20 protein-coding genes are annotated in these 19,679 nt (G+C 44.9%); 14 read left to right on the top strand and 6 right to left on the bottom strand.

From position 1 onward, the window contains the following. Positions 1–502: 502 nt before the first annotated feature. Genes AB4307_RS12550 through AB4307_RS12560 form a run of 3 tightly spaced genes read left to right on the top strand, consistent with a single transcriptional unit; the run spans position 503 to position 3,225 of the window. Positions 503–724 (top strand): FeoA family protein, encoded by a 222-nt coding sequence (locus AB4307_RS12550; protein WP_004734203.1) that lies wholly within the window; start codon positions 503–505, stop codon positions 722–724. Next, positions 725–2,998, top strand: coding sequence for a Fe(2+) transporter permease subunit FeoB (gene feoB / locus AB4307_RS12555; RefSeq protein ID WP_017061939.1), 2,274 nt, complete (start codon positions 725–727; stop codon positions 2,996–2,998). Beyond that, positions 2,995–3,225 (top strand): FeoC-like transcriptional regulator, encoded by a 231-nt coding sequence (locus AB4307_RS12560; protein WP_017061938.1) that lies wholly within the window; start codon positions 2,995–2,997, stop codon positions 3,223–3,225. The genes feoB and AB4307_RS12560 overlap by 4 nt, the downstream gene beginning before the upstream one ends. Positions 3,226–3,357: 132 nt before the next feature. On the opposite strand, the gene AB4307_RS12565 is transcribed toward AB4307_RS12560, so the two are convergent. Beyond that, on the bottom strand, positions 3,358–3,786 hold the full coding sequence (locus AB4307_RS12565) for an HIT family protein (RefSeq protein WP_017061937.1): 429 nt from the start codon (positions 3,784–3,786) through the stop codon (positions 3,358–3,360). Between the two features lie 397 nt (positions 3,787–4,183). After that, complete coding sequence (argS, locus tag AB4307_RS12570) at positions 4,184–5,917, bottom strand: arginine--tRNA ligase (protein ID WP_017067376.1); 1,734 nt, start codon at positions 5,915–5,917, stop codon at positions 4,184–4,186. A gap of 347 nt (positions 5,918–6,264) precedes the next feature. On the opposite strand from argS, the gene AB4307_RS12575 reads away from it, so the two are divergent. Next, positions 6,265–6,861: a VOC family protein gene (locus tag AB4307_RS12575; RefSeq protein WP_017070298.1), complete on the top strand. Its 597-nt coding sequence runs from the start codon at positions 6,265–6,267 to the stop codon at positions 6,859–6,861. Positions 6,862–7,176: 315 nt separating this feature from the next. Here the strand turns inward: AB4307_RS12575 and purU are convergent, their stop codons facing one another. Further along, a complete protein-coding gene (gene purU, locus AB4307_RS12580) occupies positions 7,177–8,010 on the bottom strand; it encodes a formyltetrahydrofolate deformylase (protein ID WP_029235131.1) in 834 nt (277 codons plus the stop codon). A gap of 273 nt (positions 8,011–8,283) precedes the next feature. Between purU and AB4307_RS12585 the strand changes: the two genes are divergently transcribed. From AB4307_RS12585 to rnd, 8 genes are all read left to right on the top strand, one after another. Further along, the gene (locus tag AB4307_RS12585) at positions 8,284–8,433 is read left to right on the top strand and encodes a hypothetical protein (protein WP_171732103.1); all 150 of its coding nucleotides are present in this window, start codon (positions 8,284–8,286) and stop codon (positions 8,431–8,433) included. A 160-nt stretch (positions 8,434–8,593) separates the two neighbouring features. After that, positions 8,594–10,522, top strand: coding sequence for a DNA repair helicase YoaA (yoaA, locus tag AB4307_RS12590; protein WP_372132009.1), 1,929 nt, complete (start codon positions 8,594–8,596; stop codon positions 10,520–10,522). A 59-nt stretch (positions 10,523–10,581) separates the two neighbouring features. Next, positions 10,582–11,283 carry a tRNA (adenosine(37)-N6)-threonylcarbamoyltransferase complex dimerization subunit type 1 TsaB gene (gene tsaB / locus AB4307_RS12595; protein WP_017062379.1) on the top strand — a complete coding sequence of 234 codons (702 nt, stop codon included), beginning with the start codon at positions 10,582–10,584 and terminating at the stop codon, positions 11,281–11,283. A gap of 72 nt (positions 11,284–11,355) precedes the next feature. After that, entirely contained in the window at positions 11,356–11,661 is a 306-nt protein-coding gene (locus tag AB4307_RS12600) for a chromosome partitioning protein ParA (protein WP_102398072.1), read from the top strand. A 35-nt stretch (positions 11,662–11,696) separates the two neighbouring features. Further along, the gene (locus tag AB4307_RS12605) at positions 11,697–12,257 is read left to right on the top strand and encodes a Slp family lipoprotein (protein WP_102398073.1); all 561 of its coding nucleotides are present in this window, start codon (positions 11,697–11,699) and stop codon (positions 12,255–12,257) included. A gap of 48 nt (positions 12,258–12,305) precedes the next feature. After that, positions 12,306–13,157 (top strand): alpha/beta fold hydrolase, encoded by an 852-nt coding sequence (locus tag AB4307_RS12610; protein WP_102332536.1) that lies wholly within the window; start codon positions 12,306–12,308, stop codon positions 13,155–13,157. Between the two features lie 106 nt (positions 13,158–13,263). After that, the gene (fadD, locus tag AB4307_RS12615; protein ID WP_017062375.1) at positions 13,264–14,958 is read left to right on the top strand and encodes a long-chain-fatty-acid--CoA ligase FadD; all 1,695 of its coding nucleotides are present in this window, start codon (positions 13,264–13,266) and stop codon (positions 14,956–14,958) included. A 143-nt stretch (positions 14,959–15,101) separates the two neighbouring features. Beyond that, complete coding sequence (gene rnd / locus AB4307_RS12620; RefSeq protein ID WP_102398074.1) at positions 15,102–16,220, top strand: ribonuclease D; 1,119 nt, start codon at positions 15,102–15,104, stop codon at positions 16,218–16,220. 130 nt (positions 16,221–16,350) lie between these two features. On the opposite strand, the gene minE is transcribed toward rnd, so the two are convergent. From minE to minC, 3 genes are read right to left on the bottom strand one after another with little or no spacing between them, the layout of a single operon-like run. Further along, on the bottom strand, positions 16,351–16,614 hold the full coding sequence (gene minE / locus AB4307_RS12625) for a cell division topological specificity factor MinE (RefSeq protein ID WP_010436847.1): 264 nt from the start codon (positions 16,612–16,614) through the stop codon (positions 16,351–16,353). 6 nt (positions 16,615–16,620) lie between these two features. Continuing rightward, a complete protein-coding gene (gene minD, locus AB4307_RS12630) occupies positions 16,621–17,433 on the bottom strand; it encodes a septum site-determining protein MinD (protein ID WP_009848498.1) in 813 nt (270 codons plus the stop codon). Positions 17,434–17,454: 21 nt separating this feature from the next. Beyond that, entirely contained in the window at positions 17,455–18,117 is a 663-nt protein-coding gene (minC, locus tag AB4307_RS12635) for a septum site-determining protein MinC (protein WP_017063419.1), read from the bottom strand. Positions 18,118–18,336: 219 nt separating this feature from the next. On the opposite strand from minC, the gene AB4307_RS12640 reads away from it, so the two are divergent. Beyond that, positions 18,337–18,627, top strand: a complete 291-nt coding sequence (locus tag AB4307_RS12640) for a YcgL domain-containing protein (RefSeq protein ID WP_017062372.1) — start codon at positions 18,337–18,339, stop codon at positions 18,625–18,627. Between the two features lie 30 nt (positions 18,628–18,657). Further along, positions 18,658–19,656, top strand: coding sequence for a lytic murein transglycosylase (locus tag AB4307_RS12645; protein WP_102393268.1), 999 nt, complete (start codon positions 18,658–18,660; stop codon positions 19,654–19,656). The last annotated feature ends 23 nt before the right edge of the window (positions 19,657–19,679 follow it).

The following is a 19,679-nucleotide window of genomic DNA, read 5'->3' on the forward strand; positions in this document are numbered from 1 at the left end:
TACGAGATACGAGATACGAGATAAATGGGGAGTTTAAAAAGGTTGTTGGGATAAAACAAAGGGAAGAAAAAAAATATCGTGGCATAGCCGGGGGGACTATACCACGGGTGCCAACGACACCTTCGCTTGCTGCCGGAGTGATATAGCAAAGCCATATCACCTCTGGAATAAAATTAAAGAGAAGTAGTTTCTCTTCGATGGAGTAACTATACGTCCAGCTACTTATTTTACTTATAAAATTAACGACAGATACCTATGATAAAACCGACATTGTCTCAAGTAATTGATAATTAATGATTTATTTTTGTTTGGGAGGGTTTGTACTAGTGAGGTAGTTCTCGCTAGTTGTTGAAAGTAACGTTTTTGACGTAAACGTTTTTAACGAAACTTACGAGTATGTATTTTCGAAAACATTGATTTCACACAATAGAATTGTGGGCATGTATGTGTATCATGGCGTTAATAACAATCTTTCTCATTATCAGTCACGAATTGGGTACTTATGAAACTCTCACAACTAGAGCAAGGAAAGGCGGCTTCTATTGTTGCACTAACAGGTTTAACACCAGACGTAAGGAAGAAACTTATGGTCATGGGTATGTTGCCAAAAACCGAGGTGACGCTTATCCGCCGTGCACCTATGGGTGATCCGCTTCAAGTTGAAGTGAGAGGTGTTTCTATCGCCATTCGTGAAAGCATTGCAGAACAAATCGAGGTTATCTAAATGGATTATCAAGTTCTTACCGTTGGTAACCCGAATAGTGGTAAAACAACACTGTTCAACGCACTGACTGGTGCTAAGCAGCACGTTGGTAACTGGGTTGGTGTCACTGTTGAAAAGAAGACGGGTTTATACTCGCACGCTGGTGATCAGTTTCAACTAACGGATTTACCGGGTATCTATGCACTAGACAGTGGTAATGATGCGAACAGCATCGATGAGTCTATCGCGTCTCGCGCTGTTTTAACTCACCCAGCAGATGTGATCATCAATGTTGTCGACGCTAACTGTCTAGAACGAAGCTTATATATGACATTACAGCTGCGTGAGTTGGGTCGCCCAATGATCGTTGTGTTGAACAAAATGGATGTATTAAAGCGCGAACGTCAGGTGATTAACCTTAAAGCACTAGAGAAAGAGCTAGGTTGCCCAGTTCTAAGCTTGTCTGCAAACGATAAAGGTCAAGTGGTTCGCTTTAAAGAGCGTCTGCATAAACTGCTTGTTCAAGGTGTGAGCCTTGACCCTATCTCTATTGATTACGATGCCGCGTTAGAAGCTCTTATCCCTTCTGTTGAGTCACAATTTGATGATGCTGACGTATCTCACCGAGCGCTAGCGATTCGTGCTTTAGAAAATGATTACTTGGTATTGAATGGTTTAGCCCCACAAACTCGCACTCAAATTGATAGCGTGCGTCTTGGTGCCGATTTCGATATTGACCTTGCTGTTGCTGACGCTAAATACACTTTCTTACATGACCTTTGTAAACGTGTTCGTCGCAGCGAAGGCAAACTAAGCCGTAACTTTACAGAGAAAGCAGACCAATTCATTTTGAACAAATGGGTCGGTATTCCTTTCTTCTTCGTTATCATGTACCTAATGTTCATGTTCTCTATCAATATCGGTAGTGCGTTTATCGACTTCTTCGATATTGGTGTTGGAGCAATATTAGTTGATGGTGGACACCACTTATTAGATGGCCATTTACCAGTTTGGTTAGTCACTGTACTTGCTGATGGTATTGGCGGCGGTATCCAAACGGTTGCGACCTTTATTCCTGTTATCGCAGCGCTTTACCTATTCTTAGCGGTACTAGAAAGCTCAGGCTACATGGCTCGTGCTGCATTTGTACTTGATAAAGTGATGCAGAAGATTGGTTTACCGGGTAAAGCATTTGTCCCACTTGTACTGGGCTTTGGTTGTAACGTGCCTTCAATCATGGCAACTCGTACTCTTGACCAAGAGCGCGAACGTAAACTAGCAGCATCAATGGCGCCGTTTATGTCATGTGGTGCTCGTTTACCGGTATACGCACTGTTCGCGGCGGCGTTCTTCCCAGGTGCAGGACAAAACGTAGTATTCGCTCTGTACATCATGGGTATCGTTGCTTCTGTATTTACGGGTTTGTTCCTGAAAAACACGATCTACCCAGGTAGCAGTGATAGCTTAGTGATGGAAATGCCAGATTACGAATTGCCGACAGTGCAAAACGTAATGTTGAAAACTTGGCAGAAGCTGAAGCGTTTCGTACTTGGTGCAGGTAAAACAATCGTGATGGTTGTGGCTATTCTTAGCTTCCTAAACTCTCTAGGTATGGACGGCAGCTTTGGTAACGAAGATAGCGAAAACTCAGTACTGTCTAGAGCAGCTCAAGTTGTAACACCTGTATTCCAACCAATTGGTATTACTGAAGAGAACTGGCCTGCAACGGTTGGTATCATCACAGGTATTTTCGCTAAAGAAGCCGTTGTTGGTACATTAAATAGCCTATATACAACGCCTTCTGATGAAGAAGCAGCTGAGTTTGACTTAGCAGCAAGCCTGCAAGAAGCGGTAATGACGATCCCTGAAAACCTAGCCGGATTGAGCTACTCAGATCCATTAGGTATTGAAGTTGGCGACTTGTCTGACTCTAATTCTGTAGCAGCTGACCAAGAAGTCGATACCTCTATCTTTGGTAACTTGAAAGACAAGTTTGTATCTGGTCATGCGGCATTCGCTTACTTGATTCTTATCCTGCTTTACACGCCTTGTGTGGCCGCGATGGGTGCTTATGTTCGTGAATTTGGTCAGACGTTTGCACGCTTCATCGCGGTTTGGACGATGGCTCTTGGTTACTTTGGTGCGACTTTCTACTACCAAGCGGCAAACTTTGCTGCGCATCCTGTGACAAGTGCAGTATGGATGGTGGCGATTGCTGGTGGTTTTGTGGTGACGTATCGCGTCTTCAAGAAAGTGGGCAGTAAGCAGAAAGCACTAGAGGTGCAAGTAGTATGATTTTAACTGAACTTCATCAATACATTGATAGCCACGGCGTTGCGGCTCGTAAAGAGCTCGCTGCAAAGTTTGGCATGAGTGAAGATGGCGTCGATGCGATGCTGAGTGTTTGGGTCAAGAAAGGGAAAGTTTCTCGCTTGGTCGATACGAATAAGCATGGTCATACAACGCGTATTCGCTACACCATCAGCAAACAAGATGGTTTGTCGCTTAACGTGATGATGTAGTTCGGTCTTCAGACTCTCGTTGAAAAAGGCGAGATTAGAAAATGACAAAGCCGCTTATCTAAGATGAGCGGCTTTTTGTTATGTGTCTTTTCTGAAGTGTTTTGCTTTAAAGCTCAATGAGATGAACTCGAATTATGCTTTCTTGAAGATAGAGCTCAGTGACAGAACGTTTTGGATACGAGTCAGGATAGCGGCTTGATCTTCTTCACTGCGCTGTTCGCCTTTTGTATTACCCCATACTGGGCCGGGCCAAGCAATGTCGTCTTTGAAGCGTGCAATATGGTGGATGTGCAGTTGTGGCACCATATTACCCAGCGCACCAAGGTTCAATTTGTCTGGTTGGAACGTTGCTTCTAATGCTTGGCTTACCGCCTGAGATTCATGTAGGAACTGCTGTTGCTCTTTCATTGGTAAGTGGTGCAACTCTTTTAGGTTGGCACGTTTTGGTACCAAGATAACCCAAGGCACTGCGTTATCTTTGTGTAGCAGGGCTAAGCTCAGTGGAAATTCGCCGATAAGTGTGGTGTCTTTCGCAAGTTGCGGGTGAAGTTCGAAGCTCATGATCTTTCCAATTAATTGTTTTACATGAGTATAAGGTCGGAGTTTGAATGTGGCTAGGGCTTACGTTCTCAATAAGCAGATTCCCTATCACGTTCGTCCCTCACTGTAGGGAATGATGGCGAGAAGAGGGATAACGATTTGGTGTGGTTTGATGGCGCATCATTGATGTTGTCTTGGATTCACTACACCTATTCTCGTCATCTCCTAGAGCGACGAATGAGCGTAATAGGAGATCTCTTGCTGTGTAGGTTAGCTAATCGCTTAAATAATCGAGTAAACAAACCTCCAGACAAAAAAAGGTTGACGCTTTCACGTCAACCTTTCTAATTTTCTCGAATCTCGAATCTCGAATCTCGAATCTCGAATCTCGAATCTCGAATCTCGAATCTCGAATCGCTTACATGCGCTCTAGAGTGTCGATACCTAGAAGCGATAGACCTTGCTTGATCGTCTTCGCTGTTAGTGCAGCAAGCTTCAGACGGCTCTGCTTAACAGCTTCGTCTTCAGCAACTAGGATAGGGCACGCTTCGTAGAAGCTAGAGAATTGACCAGCTAGTTCGAACAGGTAGCTACACATGATGTGTGGTTGACCTTCACGAGCAACAGACTGTACTGCTTCTTCAAACTGTAGAAGTTTCGCGATAAGCGCTTTCTCTTTCTCTTCAGTGATTTTGATTTCACCTTCAAGCGAGTCCATAGAAATGCCAGCTTTAGCAAATACAGAAGCAACACGAGTGTATGCGTACTGCATGTATGGTGCTGTGTTGCCTTCGAATGCAAGCATGTTGTCCCAATCGAACACGTAGTCAGTAGTGCGGTGCTTAGAAAGGTCTGCGTACTTAACCGCTGCCATAGCAACAGTGTTCGCGATCGCTTTCTTCTCGTCTTCTGCTAGTTCTGGGTTCTTAGATTCGATTAGCTGCGCTGCACGAACTTCGGCTTCATCAAGAAGATCAGCAAGACGAACAGTACCGCCTGCACGAGTCTTGAATGGTTTACCGTCTTTACCTAGCATCATGCCGAATGCGTGGTGCTCAAGAGAAACAGATTCTGGGATGTAACCTGCTTTACGAACGATAGTCCAAGCTTGCATTAGGTGCTGGTGTTGACGTGAGTCGATGAAGTAAAGAACGCGGTCTGCGCCTAGTTCTTCAAAACGGTATTTTGCACAAGCAATGTCGGTTGTTGTGTAAAGGAAGCCGCCGTCGCGTTTCTGGATGATAACGCCCATTGGGTCACCATCTTTGTTTTTGTATTCGTCTAGGAATACAACTTGTGCGCCGTCATCTTCTTTAGCAAGACCTTGCTCTTTCAGATCCGCAACAATAGTTGGAAGCATGTGGTTGTACATGCTTTCGCCCATTACGTCATCACGTGTTAGAGACACGTTTAGACGATCGTAGTTGCGTTGGTTTTGAATCATTGTTACGTCAACAAGCTTCTTCCACATCTCTGCGCAGAACTCGTCGCCGCTTTGCAGTTTAACAACGTAGCCACGTGCTTTAACTGCGAACTCTTCGTCTTCATCGTAGAGCTTTTTAGATTCACGGTAGAAGCCTTCAAGGTCAGCAAGTTCCATTGAAACTTCACCAGACTCAGCCTGAACGCGCTCAAGGTTTGCGATAAGCATACCGAATTGAGTACCCCAGTCACCGATGTGGTTAGCGCGGATAACGTTGTGGCCTAGAAATTCTAGAGTACGAACTACTGCATCACCGATGATAGTTGAACGTAGGTGACCAACGTGCATTTCTTTAGCAACGTTTGGCGCAGAGTAATCCGCAACAATAGTTTGCGTTTCAGCAACGGCAACACCAAGGCGAGAGTCAGCCAATGCTGCGTCTGCTTGTTTGGCTAGGAAAGCTTCATCTAGGAAGATGTTTAGGAAACCCGGACCTGCGATTTCAACTTTAGACGCGATACCGTCTAGGTTTAGAACGTCCAATACTTTTTGAGCAAACTCTCGAGGATTAGTGCCTAGTCGCTTAGCAACGCCCATAACGCCGTTTGCTTGGTAGTCACCAAATTGTGGTTTTGCAGATTGGCGAACAGCCGCAGGAGAGCCTGCAGGTGCGCCAGCGGCTTCTAGAGCCTGAGATACTTTGTCATTAATAAGTGCTTGGATATTCACACGCGTTTCCTTCAATTCAAGGATGATAAGAGTGGCCGTTAATTCTTGGTCATTAAATTGGTTAATTATGCTTCTAGTTAACGATTTAATGCCACAATCAGCAGCAGACTCTGTTTAAGTTCACAGAAATGGCGGTAATCATACCAATTTTGTGCGGTTTCTTATAGGTCGAATTGATAGAAAATTAACATTTCCTGAGTGGTTTTTGACAATCGACTTTTAGCAAGACGCGTTTGCATGTTTAAGGAGCGAAAAGAACATAGTTATTGAGTGTTTTTTGTAAAAGCAACGCTTGTTGCAAAAGGCAAAACTGATAACATGCAGCCATTATTTGGAGAACACAGACAATGATGATGAGCCTGAAGCAAGCTGAACTAGAACCACAACAAATGATCGCCCGCCTTGATACTTTTATGGCAAAAATCGAGAGCCTAGGAAATACATTAGGTTTGGATTTAAGCTTTGCTCAAGCGGATCATATTGCGCTGCGAATCAATGACACTGAGCTAGCGAAATCTGCCCATCAAGCGTGGTCTGAGTACGGCTCTATGATTTCTGAGGCGATGATTAATGGTCGTCCAATTGTGGTGTTGGCTTTCGATGAACCCTTGCAAAGCCTTGGCTGGAAAATTGAATGTTTGGAGCTGCCATATCCAGCAGAAGGTAAGATTTACCCAAGCCAAGATTGGGAACATGTAGAGTTTGTGATTCCTTCTCATGCCCAAACAGCTGATGAGTATCTAGCGGATCTTAAAGAAACTTACCCGCAGTTCGCTGCTAACTTTGAAACGCTGGGTGAGCAAGGCGTTAAGATCAAACTCTCTAGCCCGAAAGGCGAGGGTGAACGCTTGAATAACCCAACAGTGGCTTTTAAACATCAAGGGATTTGCATCAAGCTGCATCCACACTCTTTGAAGAAGATTGTGGAATCAGAACAGGCTTAATTTGAATAGAGAGTTGCTAGGAAAGAGATTCCTGATCTCGCCTTGGCTCGTCGGAATGACGGGGTGTTCGATGAAATTTTCCAGAGTCTATCTTTGGATAGTGACAGACTGAGCGTTCGAGAGCGTATGTTAGAGCCTATAGCTCGAAGGTTCATCACCGAGTTCGTCATTCCCGATAGCGACGAAGGAGCGTAGTCGGGAATCTCTCAAAGCGAGTCTGATCATCAGATACAAAAAACGCGCGATGGGCTTTCCCTATTGCGCGTTTTTTATTGGGTTCTAACTGGAAGTCTTACCGGAAATCGAATATCCGATTTACAGAATTACAGTCTTGTTGCCGTAAACAAACACATGATCATTGATCACCTTGTTTAACGCCTTACTTAATACATTCTTCTCTACGTCACGACCGGCTTGTGCCATGTCTTTCGCGCTGAAGTTGTGATCCACAGGGATAACATCTTGCTTGATGATTGGACCTTCATCCAAATCATTCGTCACAAAGTGTGCCGTTGCGCCAATGATCTTCACGCCGCGCTCATACGCTTGTTGGTATGGCTTCGCGCCAATAAATGCTGGCAAGAAGCTGTGGTGGATATTGATGATCTTGTGGTGGTATTTTTCAACAAAACCTGGTGTCAGCACTCGCATGTACTTAGCCAAAACAAGGTAATCCGCCTCGTACTGGTCAATCACTTCTAGCATCTTCTTCTCATGTTCTTCACGGTTTAGCCCTTCGTGAGAAACATGGTGGTAAGGGATGTCAAAACGCTCGGTTAGGCTTTGTAGAATGTCGTAGTTACCGACAACGGCCGCAATTTCAACGTCTAAGCTGCCATCGAAGTTCTTCATTAGAATGTCGCCAAGGCAGTGTGCTTCCTTGGTCACGAGTATCACAACACGCTTGCGAGACGAATCAACAAGCTTACGTTTCGTATTTGGTGGCAGGGCTTGGTCTAAATCGGCAAGCAAGGTTTCATCATTGAAATAGCCTTCCAGCTCGGTGCGCATAAAGAAGTGGCCACTTGTGTTATCTACGAACTCATTGTTGTGAATAATATTGAGTTGGTGCTTATAACAAATATTGGTGATCTTAGAGATGAGGCCCGGGGCATCAGTACAATGTGTTAGTAAAGTTTTTCTTTCCATTTGCATCTTACTTCCATGAAATGTTGCACTTATTATATGAAATAGGGATTCTTCAAATTTAATGCAGGCCGTCGAACGGTGAACTGAGCCGCAATATCACCGTTATAATTAATCTATTATCAAGTTGGTTTCAACAAATTCTGCTGCTGATTTATCGCTTTGATAAATTGTTTGATATAGAAATATCAGTTTTTAGATAGAAAAACAGGCAGAAGCTTCATTTTTAAAAGTTTTGACCGTAGTACGCATTTGAACTTCAACCGAGTGAATTCATTGGCGAGAGGTACCGAATTAGATGGTCATGTTCTAGATGAAATGTGGGAAAGTAAGACCTCACCAACCGATGCAGCGAAAGCCATACAGCCTGGTGATAACCATTTTGAAGGTGCTCCTTGGCTATCACGTTATCTCAGTCGAAAATAAAAACGATTCTCTAATTCCTACTTCTTCAATTCTTACCTTCAAGGTAACTTAAGCCACGTCAAGCCAAACCAAACACCTCCGGTGCGAAGTCATTCTTGATTCGCGCCGGCTCACTAAACCTGCCATAATTCTCCTTCTCTTTTTCTAAACTTCGTACTCTATGATATCTAAAACGTTTTCTGCTGATGGCGCTCTGGGCAAAGCTATCCCTGGGTTTCAACCAAGACAAGCTCAGTTAGACATGGCTGAAGCGGTTTCACAAGCTATTGAAAATCAAAGCCAGTTGGTTGTTGAGGCTGGAACAGGTACTGGTAAGACGTTTGCTTACCTAGTGCCTGCGCTGCTTAGTGGCAAGAAAACCATCATTAGTACGGGGTCTAAAAACCTTCAAGAACAGCTGTTTCACCGAGATTTACCCTTGATGGTCGATGCGCTTGGCTTTTATGGTCAAGTTGCGTTGCTCAAAGGACGTTCAAACTATTTGTGTTTGGACAGACTCAGCCGCCAAATGATCGAGAGTCATGGTGCTCATACCGATCCAACGCTGCTGGCTCAGTTAGTCAAAGTTCGTAGTTGGTCGTCATCCACTCAAACGGGTGATTTAGGCGATTGTGATGATATCGCTGAAGACAGCCCGGTTATTCCAACCATTACCTCGACCAATGATAATTGCTTGGGTAAAGAGTGCCCAAGCTATACCGATTGCTTTGTGCTTAAAGCGCGTAAAAAAGCGATGGATTCCGATGTGGTGGTCGTAAACCACCACCTTTTCCTAGCTGATTTGGCGATCAAAGAAACCGGATTTGGCGAATTGATACCTGAAGCTGACGTGTTTATTTTCGATGAAGCACATCAACTTCCTGACATCGCCAGCCAGTACTTCGGACAATCGGTTTCCAGTCGACAGATCCAAGAGTTAGCCAAAGACATTGAAATTGCTTACCGAACTGAAGCCAAAGACATGCGTCAGCTACAGAAAGTAGGGGATAGGCTCGTTCAATCGTCAGCCGATCTGCGTATTGTGCTTGGTGATACCGGCTTTCGTGGTAACTGGCGCGAAGCTTTGAAATCCGAGTCGATTGCACGCGAGTTAGTTCGTTTGCAAGATGCTCTGCAACTTGCTGTTGATGTATTGAAGTTAGCACTTGGGCGAAGCCAGCTGTTAGATACCGCTTTCGAACGCGCAAATATGATTAAGTCGCGTATCGAACGTGTGTGCGATGTGTCGATCACTGGCTATTCGTATTGGTATGACACTACACCGCGCCACTTTGCTCTGCATATCACACCGCTTTCTGTCGCCGATAAATTCCACGAACAGATTGAGCTGAAGCCGGGCGCGTGGGTATTTACCTCAGCAACCTTGGCGGTGTCGGATGATTTCGACCACTTTACTTCTCGATTAGGGTTAAAACCGTCGGCACAGTTTTCATTGCCAAGCCCGTTTGATTACCCGAATCAGGCGCGCTTGTGTGTACCTCGTTATCTTCCTGAACCGAATAGCCCTGGCTTAGCCGATAAGCTAGTAAGAATGCTGACCCCTGTGATTGAGCAAAACCAAGGTCGCTGTTTCTTCTTGTGTACTTCACACAGCATGATGAAAGAGTTGGGGGAGCGATTTCGTGAAACCCTTTCGGTTCCCGTTCTGCTGCAAGGTGAGACAAGTAAGCAAAAAACCTTAGCCGAATTCATGGAATTAGGTAACGCATTGCTCGTAGCGACTGGCGCTTTCTGGGAGGGGATAGATGTTAGGGGCGACGCATTAAGCTGTGTTATCATCGATAAATTGCCCTTTACGGCCCCTGATGACCCTTTACTTAAGGCTCGAATCGAGGACTGTAAGCTAAAAGGGGGTGATCCTTTTGCACAAGTACAGTTGCCAGACGCTGTGATTACCTTGAAACAAGGTGTCGGCCGATTGATACGTGACAAGCGCGATAATGGTGCTTTGATTATTTGCGATAACCGATTGGTGACTCGCGATTACGGTGGCATATTTTTGGCGAGTTTACCGCCTATCCCTCGTACACGTGACTTAGGGGTCATTAAGGAATTCTTAGCTAAAGACCATTCAACCGCTGCTGAGTAATTGGCATTGTTGAGTTTAGCCATTATTTTTAGATTAGATAACGAATATTTGAGACACAAATGAGCGCGAAAATTCTTGCAGTAGATACCGCAACTGAAAACTGTTCAGTTGCATTAGTAATTGGTGACCAGGTGTTCGCACGTAGCGAAGAGGCTCCTCGAGACCATACGAAGAAAATTCTACCTATGGTGGATGAAGTACTGAAAGAAGCGAATGTCGCTTTAACCGATATCGATGCTATCGCGTTTGGCCAAGGCCCAGGCAGTTTCACGGGTGTGCGTATTGGTATTGGTATTGCTCAGGGCTTGGCTTTTGGTGCGGATTTACCAATGATTGGTGTCTCTACACTGGCAGCGATGGCGCAAGGCAGCTACCGTAAATTTGGTGAAACTCATGTAGCAACAGCGATTGATGCGCGTATGAGCGAAGTGTACTGGGCTCGTTACAGCCGCGAACAAGATGGTCGTTGGACTGCGGTTGATGCCGAATGTGTAACGCCACCAAGTGAACTGGCTGCGCAGTTAGAAGCAGATTCTGAAATATGGGCGAAAGTCGGTACCGGCTGGGAAGCTTATGCCGAGCATATGGATACACTTGCGATCAACACCAAAGCGTGTGAAGTGCTATTCCCAGAAGCTCAAGATATGGCGTTCCTTGCTCAATTTGCTTACGCAGAAGGTAAAGCGGTTGCAGCAGAAGAATCTGAGCCAGTTTATCTTCGTGACAAAGTGACTTGGAAGAAACTGCCAGGTCGCGAATAATTTTTACAAGGTTCTGATGCAAATTAGGTCTAAATGCGTATTATTTAGATTTGAGAGGGCAGATATTTAGTCATGGTATCAATTAACAACTTACCTCATTCTTCGATAGGCAGCACGTCTAAGCCGAATCGAATTAAAAAGAAGGAGCAGGCAAAAAAATCTGATGCTAGCACTGCGGTTGGGCAACCGACTAAGGTCGCTAATGCTGTTTCTCACTCTATTCGTCAAGTTAAAGAGTCTGAACTACACAAGGCTCAAATCCAGTATGATCTTCCAGAAGGCCGAGGACGTAAGGCTATGGAAGAGTATATGGATGTAATGAATCAGGCGAAGAAAGAAGAACTTGCAAAGCTTATCGGTGTCGATATCTACATCTAGAGCTTCTTATTAATGCCTGTTTAAGGACCAGAACCATGTCAAATTATCTCTCTAAATTACGCTTAATAGCCCTTTCTCTTGGTGTCTTGGTACTTGCCGGGTGTTCATCACTTCCTAGCGAACTTGAAGCAAAATCAGAGCCTGTAATTAGTGATTACCAACAGTGGGTCGACCAACTACCGGAGGCGAAAAGTGTTCGATTGGGTGGCGTTATCTCTAAAGTAACCAACTTGAAAGATAAGACTCGAATCGAAGTTGCTAATATGCCGATTTCGAGTAGCGGTAAGCCAGACCTAGACGCAGAGCCAAGCGGACGTTTTGTTGGTTATATTGAAGGGTATGTTGAGCCTCTAAGTTTTGCAGAAGGCCGTCTGATTACACTGGTTGGTCAGTCAAGCGGAAGTGAAAATGGAAAAATAGGGGAATACCCTTACATCTTCCCTGTGATGAAAGTGGACAACCAACGACTGTGGAACATCACTGAGCGTGTTGTTGTTAACGATTTTGCACCAACCTACTACTCGTGCAGAAGTTTACATTGTCGCAGTTTTCAAACGATGCCAAGACAAGGTCGAGTGATACAGGACGTAGAGTAATTAACTTTTTAGACGTTGATTGCGCAAACAGATGGAACTAAGTGTTTGATGATTGAAAAGTCATACTCCCTTGCGAGCGGGACGCTTGCAACACAACAGATTGGCAACCCACAAACGACCGCAACGACGGTCGTTTTTATTCATGGGTGGTTGGATAATTCGTCCAGCTTTAATCCGGTTATGCAGCAAGTCGCCAAGTTTGCGCCCAATGCTCACCTTGTTGCTATCGATCTCTTCGGACACGGCTTCTCGTCGCACAAATCGGGAAGTTACTACCCATTTCATGATTATATTGATGACTTGCATCAGTTGGTGACTAAATTATCGCCAAACAGACTGGTACTGGTAGGACATTCACTTGGTGCATTGATAGCAAGTTGCTATAGTGCCGCCTTTCCTGAAAAGGTGTCAGGATTAATTCAAATTGAAGGTCACGGACCTCTTTCTGAAGCTCCCCACGAAACAGTCTCTCGCTTGAGGGATGGGGTACTCAGTCGTCTTCGACAGCGAAGAAAGCCTTCACGTCCTTTGGCAAGCCTTGAGGATGCTATTAAGCTGAGAGCTCACGCCAACCAAATTAATGCTGAATTAATCGCTCCTATTGTTGAGCGAGGTATTGTCGAGTTCGAGAACTCTTGGCAATGGCGATGCGACCCTAATCTAAAATGTGACTCGTTATATCGAATGTCACAGGCGCACGCTGAAGCGATTATGGCGGCTATTGAATGCCCTCAATTAATAATCCTAGGGAATGGTGGATTCCGACATTTGCAGCATAATCGCTACAAATCAGTGCATAGTCCTCTGCATATAGAGACTGTTCCTGGTGGACATCATTGTCATTTAGAGAGCCCAGAGCTAGTTTCAGAGCTAATTCTTGGTGTAGTTAACAAAATTTAAACAAGTGTTTGAGCCTTTTAGTGCTCATGCACTAAAGCTGTGCTGTAATACCGCAATGATAAAAAGCGGCGAAGCAGTCGTCAGCTGATAAACGAGGAGTAACATCGTGGATAAACCTTGGCTTTCACGTTATCCAAGTGACGTACCAGAAACGATCAACCCAGATCAGTACCCATCTCTTGTAGAAATGTTTGAACAGTCGGTACAGAAGTACGCGGACCAACCTGCATTCGAGAACATGGGCTCGATTATGACATTCCGTAAGCTTGAAGAGCGCAGCCGTGCTTTTGCCGCTTACCTACAGAATGACTTGAAACTGAAGAAGGGCGATCGCGTCGCGCTAATGATGCCAAACCTACTGCAATACCCAATTGCACTATTTGGTGTATTGCGTGCAGGTATGATTGCAGTGAACGTCAACCCACTGTACACACCTCGTGAGCTTGAACATCAACTGAACGATTCTGGTGCAAAGGCGATTGTTATCGTATCTAACTTTGCGAGCACGCTAGAGAAAGTCGTTGATAACACGCCGGTTAAACACGTTGTTCTAACTAGCCTAGGGCAAATGCTGCCACGCGCGAAAGGGACAATTGTCGACTTTGTAGTGAAATACGTAAAAGGCATGGTGCCTAAGTATGATCTGCCGGGTGCTATCTCATTCAGAAAAGCGCTGCACAAAGGTCGTCGTCTTCAATATGTGAAACCGTTCATGGCGGGTGATGACATCGCGTTCCTACAGTACACTGGTGGTACAACAGGTGTAGCGAAGGGCGCAATCCTAACGCACCGCAATATGATTGCGAACGTACTTCAAGCGAAAGGGGCTTACGGTCCTGTTCTGCAAGAAGGCCGCGAGTTGGTTGTAACGGCATTACCGCTTTACCACGTATTTGCACTGACGGTGAACTGCTTACTGTTTGTTGAGATGGGTGGTCGTAACCTTCTAATTACTAACCCTCGTGACATTCCTGGCTTTATTAAAGAGCTGCAAAAGGTTCCGTTTACCGCAATTACCGGCGTAAACACCTTGTTTAATGCGCTAGTTAATAACGAAGATTTCCACGAGTTGGATTTCAGTAACCTACGCCTATCTGTTGGCGGCGGCATGGCGGTTCAACGCGCTGTTGCTGAGCAATGGAAGAAAGCGACAGGCATTCACCTATTGGAAGGCTATGGCTTAACTGAGTGTTCACCACTGGTAACGGGTAACCCATACGACCTGAAAGACTACACAGGTGCTATCGGCCTACCAGTACCATCGACAGAAGTTCGTATTGTTGATGATGAAGGTAAGGTTATTGCTAATGACCAAGTAGGCGAGCTACAAGTTCGTGGCCCTCAAGTGATGCAAGGTTACTGGCAGCGCCCTGAAGCGACCAAAGAAGTGATCGATCAAGACGGTTGGTTATCGACAGGTGACATCGTTAAGTTTGATGACGAAGGCTTGTTGTACATCGTTGACCGTAAGAAGGACATGATTCTTGTATCAGGCTTCAACGTCTACCCGAACGAGATTGAAGACGTTGTGGCTCTGCATGGTAAAGTGCTTGAAGTAGCAGCTATCGGTCAACCTCATGAAGTGTCTGGTGAATTGGTTAAGATCTACGTTGTGAAGCGTGACCCTAGCCTGACCAAAGAAGACATTATCGCGCACTGTCGTGAGCACTTAACGGGTTACAAAATCCCTAAATTAGTCGAGTTCAGAGATGATCTTCCAAAGACTAACGTAGGTAAGATCTTACGCCGCGTACTGCGTGAAGAAAACGATGCAGAACTTGCGAAACGCGCTAGCGAATAATTAGCCCGTTTGCGCGAAAGTACTGCACCAAAACCATTGAGGCGCTTAATCTAAGCGAGCGCTGAAAAATGGTGTTAGAATGCCGACAGTTAATGTCGGCATTTTTGTATCCGGCGATCAAATAGAAACCTGTGAGAGTTTTTGTGGATTATCAAATCATTACCCAATTGAAAGACCTTGAGCGAGTTTGCCAACAAGCACGTGAAGCCGATGTCGTTATGCTTGATACGGAGTTCGTTCGTACTAGAACCTATTACCCTCAATTAGGCTTGATTCAGTTATTTGATGGTGAAACGCTGTCACTGATTGACCCTATTGCTCTTGATGACATGACACCGTTCGTTACCTTGTTGAAAGACGCATCAGTATTGAAAGTGCTGCACGCGTGCGGTGAAGATTTGGAAGTGTTCCAGAACGCATTTGGCTGTACACCAACACCAATGGTTGATACACAGATCATGGCGGCTTTCTTAGGTCATGGTTTATCAACGGGCTTTGCTGCTCTGGTTTCAGAGTTTGTCGGTGTCGATCTCGATAAGAGTGAATCTCGCACAGACTGGCTAGCGCGTCCGCTTTCTCAAAAACAATTGGACTACGCAGCAGCAGACGTGCATTACCTAATGCCAATGTACAACAAGCTTCTAGAAAAAGTGATGGAAGCTGGCTGGTGGGAAGCGGCTCAGCAAGAGTCTGATTTACAAGTTGCCAAGCGCATTCGTAAAGTAAACCCAGATACAGCCTACCTTGATATTAAAGGGGCGTGGCAGCTTAAACCTAAGCAATTAGCGATCTTACGACCTCTAGCAACTTGGCGTCTAAAAGAAGCAATCAAGCGCGATTTAGCGCTGAACTTTGTCTTCAAAGAACAAGACCTATGGGCTGTGGCGCGTTTTGCGATGAAAGATCCCAAGCACATGGAGCAAGAGGGTTTTGATTACCGCTCTGTGCGTCGCCATGGTGCGAAGATCAGCTCAATTGTTAAGTTAGCTGAACATACACCAGAAGAAGAGTACCCAGCACCAGTAGAACGTCTAATGGACTTCCCTGGCTACAAGCAACTGTTCAAAGTGTTGAAAGATGAAGTGAAAACAGCATCACAACACAGTGGTTTGGCGACGGAATTCTTGGCATCTAAGAAGCAACTTAACCAAGTGTTAAGCTGGGTGTGGAAGCACGATCGTAACCCAGAGAAGCTGCCTGATGTTATGCAAGGCTGGCGTTTAGATGTGGTTGGCGAAAAGCTGAGTAAAGCGATCAAATAACCGCTTGCTGTTATAAAATCTAATTTAGTTACAGCTATAAACTGCAGATACAAAAAAGAGAGCCTAGGCTCTCTTTTTTTATTCAATCAATACAAGCAAGTGTATTACCTGCCGATCTTGTGCAGAAAGATTATCGATCTTCTTCTGGAAGCTTAACATTCAGCTCTAGCACTGAGATGTCGTCATCTTTGTGTTCAAAAGTCAGATCAACCATTGATGGATCGACCTCAACGTACTTGGCAATACACTTCAAGATGTCTTCTTTTAGTTGCGGCAGGTAAGACGGCGCTGGGTCGTCATGGCTGCGTCGTTCGGCAACAATGATCTGCAAACGTTCTTTGGCTAGGTTTGCGGTTGTCTTTTTCTGTGGTCTAAAAAACTCTAATAATGACATTGTGCATTAGCCCCCGAACAGTCGTTTGAAGATGCCTTTCTTCTGTTCCGTTAAGAAGCGGAAGTCAACTTGGCTACCCAGTAGTCGCTCTACAGTATCATTGTAAGCCATACCTGCGTCGGTTGCTTCGTCAAAGATAACTGGAACACCCTTGTTCGATGCGTTCAGTACCGCTTGGCTCTCTGGAATTACACCCAGTAGAGAGATGTGCAGGATTTCTTCAACGTCTTCAACACTGAGCATCTCACCTTGAGTTACACGTGCTGGGTTGTAGCGAGTCAATAGAAGGTGTGTTTTCACTGGCTCTAAGCCGTCTTCAGAACGACGAGATTTAGAGTCAAGAATACCTAGAATACGGTCTGAATCGCGTACTGAAGAGACTTCTGGGTTGGTGGTTACAATCGCTTCATCAGCGAAGTACAACGCCATAAGAGCGCCTTGTTCGATACCCGCAGGAGAATCACAGATGATGAAATCAAAGCCCATTTCATCCAGTTCATCAAATACACGACGAACACCATCTTTTGTTAGTGCGTCTTTATCACGAGTTTGAGAAGCAGGAAGAATGAACAGGTTCTCTGTGCGCTTGTCTTTGATCATCGCTTGGTTCAGCGTCGCTTCACCATTGATAACATTAACGAAGTCGTACACAACACGACGCTCACAACCCATGATTAAATCTAGGTTACGCAGACCGATATCAAAGTCGATAACTGCGGTTTTCTTTCCTTTTAAAGCCAGACCCGAGGCAATAGCTGCACTGGAGGTCGTTTTGCCTACCCCGCCTTTACCTGACGTTACAACGATAATGCGTGCCATTCTGTTTTCCTTTTATTTCTCTTATATTGCGAGGACATCAACGTGTAATACATCGTTTGCCATACTGAACATGGTTTTCTTCTGCCAGTACTCGCTTTCAATTTGATCGCTGAGCCAGTAATTTCCAGCAATGGAAACCAGCTCGGCTTGTAAGTCATTACAAATTATTTTTGCTTCAGTTTGACCACTTGCACCTGCAATCGCACGGCCGCGTAAAGTGCCATGAATATGGATGCTGCCATCGGCAATCACTTCCGCGCCTGCACTCACATGGCTGAGTATCAATAGATCGCCATCTTTCGCATAAACCTGCTGACCAGAACGAATAGGGGTTCTAATCACTTTGATTGGTGCCATTTTCGCTGGAGCTTGAGATGGCGACTTGCTTGCCGTCATCACTGCAAAACCGGCTTCTTTAGCGAGGTTTTGCATTCGCTTATCAGAACAGCCTGCCACACCAACCGGGATCATGCCCGCTTGAGATATACCATTTTTAAGTTGCACAAAATCGATATCGCCCGCGACTTTACTGATGTTGATAACAACAGGTGCGGCAGCGAAAAACGTAGGTGCTTGGTCTACTTTCTCTTGAAGAAAAGAGACTGCATTTTCGACTTGATCATCGGATAAGTGCAAAACAGATAGCGTAAAGCTGCTACCTTTTAGATCTGGGTTACTAGACATCGAAAAACTACAGGACCTCAATAGCGGATTAGTACAATTTCTTTATCAATAAAATAAAGGGCATTGCCTGAAACTAGGTTTATCATGTTATATTCCCAAACCAAGCACAGCAAGTAATCTTGTTGTCAAATGGACGTTTTGTTCCCAATATTTCCCTAACATAAACTATTGATCTCGCAAGTGAGAGTTTTGTAGTCATAATCAATTAAAAGGTTTGTCATGCTGTGTTCTATATATAAAAGCTCAAAGAAAGAAGGAACATACCTTTATATCCCTAAGAAGGATGATTTTTCACAAGTTCCTGACGCATTGATGCAAATGTTTGGTAAACCTAGTTTTGTAATGGTAATTAAAATGGATGGCCGTAAACTGGCTCAAGTAAACATCGAAAAAGTGAAAGAATCACTGAATACCGATGGTTTCTTTTTACAGGTTCCGCCACCACCAGTTAACGAACTTGAGCTTCATAAAGAGCGTAAAGCTCAACAGAAATCTCAAGACGAAGAGTGATAGCCACCTCAATTCAAGGAGGAGTGATCGTTGAGTAAATTTTCGAAAACCATATTGGCTGTGTCGGCATTACTATTGGGTAATAGCCTGACCATAAGTTCAGTACAAGCTGAAGAACTGAGCTTCGAGCAATATGTAGAAAAACTAAAACAACAAGGCCGTGAAGAAGGCATCTCTGAAGCGATCATTGATGAAGCCTTTGATGGTGTAACGTTTAAGCCAAGAGCGGTAAAAGCCGACAAAAACCAACCTGAGAAAAAACTGACTCTGGATGAATACATTCCACGAGCGGTTCCAGATTGGAAAGTGAAGCAAGCAAGGTCACTCTACAAGGAGCATTACACCGCGTTAAAGCGTATTGGTGATGAATATGGTGTTCAACCAAGATTCATTGTCGCGCTATGGGGCGTTGAGAGTAATTTTGGTAAGTTCACGGGCAATTACAGCGTTATCGACGCCCTAACGACCATGGCTTATGAAGGACGCCGAGAAGCTTTCTTCCGTAGCGAAGCGATGGCGGCATTGAAGATTCTTGATCAAGGCCATATTGCACCAAAAGAGATGAAAGGCTCTTGGGCTGGTGCGATGGGTCAACCTCAGTTTATGCCGAGCTCATTCTTAGCGTATGCCGCTGATGGTAACGGCGACGGTAAGAAAGACATTTGGGGCACAGAAGAAGACGTATTTGCTTCGGCGGCTAACTATCTCAGCCAATCAGGCTGGGAGGACAAATATACTTGGGGTCGTCAGGTACACGTTCCATCAACTGTGTCTATTGATATGCAAGGCCGAGACGAAGACAAAGCGAAATATCTAAAAGAGTGGTCTGAACTCGGTATTAAGCGTTATGACGACCGCCCACTACCAACGCTTGATGAAGACATCCAAGCGTGGTTGATAATGCCGGATGATGAAACCGGACGTTCGTACCTCATTTACAACAACTACAATGTGTTAATGAAGTGGAATCGTTCTTACTACTTTGCTTTGGCAGTAAGCCATCTAGCCGACAGAATTAAGTTTGATTAACAGACCTAAGTCGCTTTGAATAG

It is taken from the genome of Vibrio sp. 10N.261.52.C2 (assembly GCF_041471425.1).
GTDB classification, from domain to species: domain Bacteria; phylum Pseudomonadota; class Gammaproteobacteria; order Enterobacterales; family Vibrionaceae; genus Vibrio; species Vibrio crassostreae_C.

What these genes read in the sequence shown, in the direction of transcription:
- AB4307_RS12550 (WP_004734203.1), top strand. Translation starts at nt 503, where the DNA reads ATGAAACTCTCACAACTAGAGCAAGGAAAGGCGGCTTCTATTGTTGCA.
- feoB (WP_017061939.1), top strand. Translation starts at nt 725, where the DNA reads ATGGATTATCAAGTTCTTACCGTTGGTAACCCGAATAGTGGTAAAACA.
- AB4307_RS12560 (WP_017061938.1), top strand. Translation starts at nt 2,995, where the DNA reads ATGATTTTAACTGAACTTCATCAATACATTGATAGCCACGGCGTTGCG.
- AB4307_RS12565 (WP_017061937.1), bottom strand. Translation starts at nt 3,786, where the DNA reads ATGAGCTTCGAACTTCACCCGCAACTTGCGAAAGACACCACACTTATC.
- AB4307_RS12575 (WP_017070298.1), top strand. Translation starts at nt 6,265, where the DNA reads ATGATGATGAGCCTGAAGCAAGCTGAACTAGAACCACAACAAATGATC.
- purU (WP_029235131.1), bottom strand. Translation starts at nt 8,010, where the DNA reads ATGGAAAGAAAAACTTTACTAACACATTGTACTGATGCCCCGGGCCTC.
- yoaA (WP_372132009.1), top strand. Translation starts at nt 8,594, where the DNA reads ATGATATCTAAAACGTTTTCTGCTGATGGCGCTCTGGGCAAAGCTATC.
- tsaB (WP_017062379.1), top strand. Translation starts at nt 10,582, where the DNA reads ATGAGCGCGAAAATTCTTGCAGTAGATACCGCAACTGAAAACTGTTCA.
- AB4307_RS12600 (WP_102398072.1), top strand. Translation starts at nt 11,356, where the DNA reads ATGGTATCAATTAACAACTTACCTCATTCTTCGATAGGCAGCACGTCT.
- AB4307_RS12605 (WP_102398073.1), top strand. Translation starts at nt 11,697, where the DNA reads ATGTCAAATTATCTCTCTAAATTACGCTTAATAGCCCTTTCTCTTGGT.
- AB4307_RS12610 (WP_102332536.1), top strand. Translation starts at nt 12,306, where the DNA reads ATGATTGAAAAGTCATACTCCCTTGCGAGCGGGACGCTTGCAACACAA.
- minE (WP_010436847.1), bottom strand. Translation starts at nt 16,614, where the DNA reads ATGTCATTATTAGAGTTTTTTAGACCACAGAAAAAGACAACCGCAAAC.
- minD (WP_009848498.1), bottom strand. Translation starts at nt 17,433, where the DNA reads ATGGCACGCATTATCGTTGTAACGTCAGGTAAAGGCGGGGTAGGCAAA.
- minC (WP_017063419.1), bottom strand. Translation starts at nt 18,117, where the DNA reads ATGTCTAGTAACCCAGATCTAAAAGGTAGCAGCTTTACGCTATCTGTT.
- AB4307_RS12640 (WP_017062372.1), top strand. Translation starts at nt 18,337, where the DNA reads ATGCTGTGTTCTATATATAAAAGCTCAAAGAAAGAAGGAACATACCTT.